At 66.4% G+C, this 6,230-nt stretch carries 4 protein-coding genes; 1 reads left to right on the forward strand and 3 read right to left on the reverse strand.

Going from position 1 to position 6,230, the window contains the following annotated elements:
• The first annotated feature begins 326 nt into the window (after nucleotides 1–326).
• The gene (locus tag AC56LR_RS21435; protein ID WP_497133478.1) at nucleotides 327–2,444 is read left to right on the forward strand and encodes a TonB-dependent receptor family protein; all 2,118 of its coding nucleotides are present in this window, start codon (nucleotides 327–329) and stop codon (nucleotides 2,442–2,444) included.
• On the opposite strand, the gene AC56LR_RS21440 is transcribed toward AC56LR_RS21435, so the two are convergent.
• The 3 genes from AC56LR_RS21440 to AC56LR_RS21450 form a co-directional block, all read right to left on the reverse strand.
• Nucleotides 2,419–3,930 carry a GTPase domain-containing protein gene (locus AC56LR_RS21440; RefSeq protein WP_497133480.1) on the reverse strand — a complete coding sequence of 504 codons (1,512 nt, stop codon included), beginning with the start codon at nucleotides 3,928–3,930 and terminating at the stop codon, nucleotides 2,419–2,421. The genes AC56LR_RS21435 and AC56LR_RS21440 overlap by 26 nt on opposite strands.
• The gene (locus AC56LR_RS21445) at nucleotides 3,927–5,408 is read right to left on the reverse strand and encodes a DUF2868 domain-containing protein (protein WP_497133482.1); all 1,482 of its coding nucleotides are present in this window, start codon (nucleotides 5,406–5,408) and stop codon (nucleotides 3,927–3,929) included. Before AC56LR_RS21445 ends, AC56LR_RS21440 begins: the two co-directional genes overlap by 4 nt.
• Before the next feature lie 147 nt (nucleotides 5,409–5,555).
• A complete protein-coding gene (locus tag AC56LR_RS21450; RefSeq protein WP_497133484.1) occupies nucleotides 5,556–5,972 on the reverse strand; it encodes a hypothetical protein in 417 nt (138 codons plus the stop codon).
• Nucleotides 5,973–6,230: the final 258 nt, after the last annotated feature.

The following is a 6,230-nucleotide window of genomic DNA, read 5'->3' on the forward strand; positions in this document are numbered from 1 at the left end:
CCTGCCTTGCTGTGTTCTGTCGAAGCGTTGTGTTCGTCAGCAGCAGAGGAATGAGATTATGCAGTGTTTCGCGTTGCTCGTCAATCCTGATTTTTGCTCCGTTGCAGATTTCTCTGCGGACTTCATTAGCGTAACTGTTTGATTACGTTAACGTTTTTCAGTCCCCACATCAGCATTTACTGCTGAGTGTCCCGAAGCGGAGGCGAACTATAGCAAACGTCATGGGACCTTTGCAAGGCCTTTTGCTCGAGCCCGCAGATCAGGCGGACGGCATCCCGGCATTGCTGCAGTTATGATGGCATTCTTGCCATCTTGCTCAACAATACATGTCCCCTCCCCGCACTCATCTGCCGCTCGTCGCCGGCCTGCTCGCCGGCTTCGCGCTCCCTGCCTTCGCCCAGTCACCCGCCTCCCCACAGGCAGTGGTCGTGGTCACCGGCTCGCGCACCGAGCAGGAGAGTTTCGATCTCCCGGCAGCCGTCAGCGTGATCGATGCGGAGCGCATCGGCGCCGGCCAGCCGCGGGTGAACCTGTCCGAGTCGCTGGTCGCAGTACCGGGCATCGTCGTCCAGAACCGCCAGAACTACGCGCAGGATCTGCAGGTGTCCTCGCGCGGCTTCGGGGCGCGCTCGTCCTTCGGTGTGCGCGGCGTTCGCCTGGTGGCGGACGGCATTCCTGCGACCATGCCGGACGGCCAGGGCCAGGCCGCGACCTTCAACCTCGACATGGCGGAGCGGATCGAAGTGCTGCGCGGCCCCTTCTCGGCCTTATATGGCAACCACTCCGGCGGCGTGATCCAGCTGTTCACGCGCGATGGCGAAGGCGCCCCTCGCGTCGAGCTCTCGACCACTGGCGGCAGCGATGGACTGCGCAAGACCGACGTCAACGCGCAGGGCAAGGCAGGCGGAGTCGGTTATGTGATCGACGTCTCGCGTTTCGACACCGATGGTTATCGCGACCATAGCGCGGCAAGGCGCGACCAGGCCTATTCCAAGCTCACGCTGCCCACAGGCCGTGACGGCAAGCTGACCATCGTGGCGAATTCGCTCGAGCAGGACGATACCCAGGATCCGCTCGGCGTCACCTGGCAGACCTTCGCACGCGACCCGCGCGCGGGCGAGATCGATCCCACCGATACGCAGACGCCGCAGCGCAGCTTCGCGCAGCGCTACGACACCCGCAAAAGCATCGACCACCGACAGCTCGGCCTGAACTGGCAGCAGCGCTTCGGTCCGCATCGCCTGCAGCTCACGGTCTACGGCGGCAACCGGCGTGTGATCCAGTACCAGTCGTTCTCGCGCGCCTTCCAGCAGCCCCCTACCCACTCGGGCGGCGTGATCGATTTCGACCGCGACTTCCGCGGCGTCGACGTCAACTGGCAGGACGTGCGGGCGCTCGGTGCGGGAACGCTGCGCACGACCGTCGGCCTGGAATATGCCGACTCGGAAGACGCACGCCAGGGCTTCGAGAATTTCGACGGCACGCTACTTGGCGTGCGCGGCCGCCTGCGCCGCGATGAAGACAATCGCCTGACGAGCATCGACCCCTACCTCCAGACGCAATGGGAATCGGGCGCCTGGGTGCTGACCGGCGGCCTGCGTCACACACGGCTGAAAGTCGGGGTCCGCGACCGCTTTGGCGCGAACGGCAACGACAGCGGCGGCACCACGTACAACGGCACCGCGCCGGTGATCGGCGTGCTGCGCAAGATCTCGCCTTCGCTGAACGTGTATGCCAGCGCGGCGCGCGGCTTCGAGACGCCGACGCTCAACGAATTGTTCTACTCGGCCACCGGCGCAGGATTCAATTTCGGCCTCACCCCGAGCCGCAGCCTCCATCTCGAAGCAGGCGCCAAGGCGATGTTCGGCGCGAACACGCGGGCCGATATCGCGCTGTTCCAGGCGCGCACGCGCGACGAACTGGTCGTCGATGCGTCGAATGGCGGGCGCACCAGCTACCGCAACGCAGGCCGTACGCTGCGCCAGGGACTGGAGCTTTCCCTTGCGTCGGGCTTTTCCAATGGGTGGAACGCACAGGTGGCGGCCAACCTGCTGCGCGCCATCTACGACGACGGCTTCGGCGCCATCCCGCAGGGGAACCGCCTGCCGGGCGTGCCGCGCGCCAGCCTGTTCTCGGAGCTGGGCTGGACCACCCCGGACGGCAGGGTCAACGCCGCGTTGGAGGCGCAGGCCAGCAGCAAGGTGCATCCGGACGACGCCAACACGGCGGTGGCGGCGCCCGGCTATGCGATCCTGAATGCGCGGGTCCAGGCGCGCCAGCAGGTCGGCCGCTGGAGGCTCAAGCAATACCTTCGCCTGAATAACCTGCTTGACCGTGACTATGTCGGCTCGGTGATCGTGGCGGAATCGAACCGCCGCTATTACGAAGCGGCGCCGGGACGCAACTGGATGCTGGGCGTCAGCGCGCAGTACCAGTTCCAGTAACCGCCACCGGCGCCGGTACCTCAGGCGCCGGCAAGGCGGCAGCGGGATACAAACGCGCGAGCACGGCGTCGGCCGCCGGTGCGATCGTCCTTTCGGCGAGCGCGATTGCCGCGTCCTGGTCTGGCGCCGCGCGCAAGGCCCGCCACAGCGCCGGCAGGTCGCCAGCGTGTTCGGTCACCGCCCGTTCGACTTCGGCCTGCCAGAACGGCGGCGCCTCGCTTTCGACGTAATTCCCGCGTCCGCGCCCGAAGTGCGCCACCGCCAGGTAGCGCAGCAGCCCGCCCGTCAGCAGGGTCTGGAGGAAGGCATCGGCAAACTGCACGGTGTGCAGGTTGCGGTCGGTACCGACATTGAAACCCCAGGCGGCGCCGGCCATCGTCAAGGCGCCGACGATCGCGCCGAGCAGTGCCCCGCCGCCGAGCGTCAGGCCGCCGGCCATCAGGTCCGCCGACAGCCCGGTCGCAGCGCCCGACACGACGGCGCCGAGCAATCCGGCCTGCGCCTTGTCGACCGGCGCGCGCACCGCGAAATTTTCTCGCACGCGCGCATTGATGGCGGCTGCTTCGCCGGGGTCGAGCCGGTGCAGGACCAGCATGCGCGCCGTCGTCGTGCCGATTTCATCGTTCAGGCGCTGCACCAGCGCCGCCATCGCCAGCTCTTGCCGCTTCTGCTCGTCCTTGCCCAGCCCGACTGCTTTCAGGGCCGACTTCAGCAGGCCCTTGCCCTCGATCGCGACCTCTTGCTGGTCGCGCGCCGCCACCGCCAGCAGTTCCGCCACCAAACGCAGGGCATTGCGATAGCGCCGCTCGTTCGCCGCTTCCCAGGCAGCGAGCACGCGCGCGTAACCCGCGTGCTTGCCAGGCTCGATCAGCTTCCCGATCGCTTCGTAGAAGACGTGTTCATGCACCCAGCAGCGGGCAAAGGCGTCGAGCGGCAGGACGTCTTTCACGATCGGGAACTGGACCAGGTGCTGTTTCCAGCGCCCCTGCTCGGCCGACTCCTCGGCGCCCGGACGCGGGGGTCCCATCTGGTTGAGCAGCACGGCCACCGGCTTGCCCAGCCACTCGAGGATCTTCATCTCTGGCGGCAGGTAGCCGGCATCCTGCGGCGACTCCGACGAGTTCACGAGGTAGAGCACGACGTCGGCCTCTTCCTTGGCCGCGCGCAGCGCCTGCTGGCTGAGCCAGAATGGCCGGTCGCGGTAGCGGTCGAACACCTCGCGCAGGAACCAGCCGATCGGGTTGCCGGCCATCGACAGGCGCTTGAGCAGGCGCACCGAGTCGCCGAAGCCAGGCGTATCCCACAGCACGAGGCTGTCACCCGCCTCGCTCGTCTGCAGCAGGTGCGCTTCGGAGAATTGGGTCACGTGGGCGGCGTCGCGCACCTCGCCGACATCGGTGCCGACCAGCGTGCGGGCCAGCGTGGTCTTGCCGTTGTTGGTGTGCGAGACGAGCGCGAACTGGATCTTGACGGGAGCCTCGTTCATCGCAGCTCCGGCAGGGCCAGTCCGGCGCCGAGTTCGACCGGGTATTTGTCGGGCTGGACAAGATTGACGAAGGTGGCCGAGGTGCCGTGGAAGCTGCAGAACTGGCGCCACAGGGCCACCCGCTCGGCGAGCCGTCCTGCATGGTCCGGTTGCTCGCCGGCGCGCTCGATGAAGGCCGATTCATCGACCAGCACCGCCACCCCGCGCCGCACCCGTTTTGCCAGGTAGTCGAGGATGGCGCCGTGGTTTTCGTTCTCCGGCGTGGCGGCGAGGCTGAACAGGACGGCGGTCACGGTGACACCCGGTTCATCGAGTGCCGTGTCCTGCAGCGCCTCCTTCGCATCGATGCCGTAGCTGATCGCGGGACGTAGCTGGACCCGCGCCTGGCCGCCGAGGCTGGCCGCGGCGATCGCCCACAGGCCGCGGTCGCGCGCCTCGTCGAGGCTGTAGCTGTATGGGAAAACGCGCAGCAGCGCGGGTGTGCCGGCGCCGATGCCGTCGGCCAGCTTGCGGTAATAGGGCTGGTCGAGGTCGAGCGGGAAGTTGCGTGACAGGCGGTGCGCACGCCAGCCGGCAAATGCGGCTAACACCAGGCGCGGCAACACGACGAGCAGCAGCAGCGTCGCACCATACAGGTGAACCCAGCGCTCGCCGCTCGCGGTCGACACCGCGCGACCGAAGCGCAGCAGTTCGATCTCGGCCAGCGAGAATCCCTGAAGGAAGGGAAAGGCATTCATCGCCGGCAGGAATAGCCAGGACAGCAGCGTGTGGACGTCGCGGCCGTCGAGGAAGGTGCTCTCCCATCCGACCACGTATTGGGTCAGCAAACCACGCGCATACAGCGAGGCTATGGCGCCGAGGGCGAAGCAGGCGGCCGCGAGATGCACCGTGCGGCTCAGTCGCAGCCGCGCGAGCGGTTCGCTCAGCGCGGCCCATTCGGTCATGAAGGCGGCGACGCCGCTGGCCAGGGGAGCCGGCAGCTTGCGCGGCACCACTGCCTTGCCGACGCTCAGGCGCCGCAGCAGGTTCGGCCCCGCCCAGCCATGGCGCTTGCCGGGAACGAGCGCCCACACCAGCATGGCCAGGTAAACCAGCAGGTTCCACCCGATGATCAACAGGAAGGGCGCGGACAGCAGGTCGACGCGGTGCGGATCCGCAATCCGGTCGATGGCCGCGCCGCTCACGAAGGCCAGGAACGGGAGAGCAAGCCAGATCCCCGACAACCCGAGCTTGCGCCTGGCGAAGCTGCCGAAGGCGGGCGTGCGCTCGCCGAGGCGCTTGAGGATCTGTTCGGAGCGCTGCTCGAGGAAATGGTGTTGGGTGACGGCCGACTTGCTGTCTGCCGCCTGCCATGCGGCGAGCTCTTTCGCGCTGCGGCTTGCGTACTTGCGGTCGTCGTCGCTCAGGACTTCGTGCTTCGCGTCCGCAGACTCGATAGCGCGCACCAGGACGACATTGCGTGCAACCTGTTCGTTCATGCTGTTCCTGTCATGGTTGAAATGGCAAGGCTTATAGTTGCATTGTGCCCCAGTTTTCGCACAGGGGCGGTTTGGCCCTTCGTTGCGGCGAGGATGGGCGCAAAAAAACCCGGAGACGATCCGGGTTCCGGGGAACGACGCGCGGGTTCAACTGCGGGGATGCTTCTTCGCTTTGCTACCGGAGTGGGATGGAGAAAGGTCGCGGCTGCCCTGCGTTCCCTGTGCGCTGCCTTGGCCGGAGTCGGACTGTTGCGAGCCGGATTGCTGGACCTGTTCGATGCCGCCCTGCCCTGATCGCTGGGCTTCACCCAGGCGGGTTTGTTCGGCCTGCGCCTGCATCCGCTCGCCACGCTGGCGGGCGCTCCAGCCGCCGCCCTGGCCGCGGTTCAGGTCGGACTGCTGCGAGCCGATGGTCGCCATGGGGAATGGGGTATCGGGGCCGCCGCGCATGACCGCGCCAGGCGCACGCGACTGCAGGCTGCCCTCCGCGACAGTCACGGTTTTTGGCTTGTGGATGCCGCGTGCACGGTTCTCACCGCCCGAGTTCTTGTCCTTCGATTTCATGTCCGTCCTCCGTTGTACAGAACCAATGGACCGATCATGCGCGTCGAAACTGGGGGGCTGTATAGGAGGAGGCTTCGAGGCGCTGTAGGAGTGGTCGGACGATTACCGTTCAGCTAAACGCTGTTGAAAGAATAAAGAGTAAACGCAAAAAACCCCACCGGATCACCGGTGGGGTTTTGCTTATAACTAGCCTGACGATAACCTACTTTCACACTGGTTGCAGCACTATCATCGGCGCAAAGTCGTTTCACGGTCCTG

The sequence above is a fragment of the Telluria sp. ZT3P39 genome, assembly GCF_059685935.1.

Coding starts and splice junctions, on each gene's coding strand:
- AC56LR_RS21435 (WP_497133478.1), top strand. CDS start 327: ATGTCCCCTCCCCGCACTCATCTGCCGCTCGTCGCCGGCCTGCTCGCC.
- AC56LR_RS21440 (WP_497133480.1), bottom strand. CDS start 3,930: ATGAACGAGGCTCCCGTCAAGATCCAGTTCGCGCTCGTCTCGCACACC.
- AC56LR_RS21445 (WP_497133482.1), bottom strand. CDS start 5,408: ATGAACGAACAGGTTGCACGCAATGTCGTCCTGGTGCGCGCTATCGAG.
- AC56LR_RS21450 (WP_497133484.1), bottom strand. CDS start 5,972: ATGAAATCGAAGGACAAGAACTCGGGCGGTGAGAACCGTGCACGCGGC.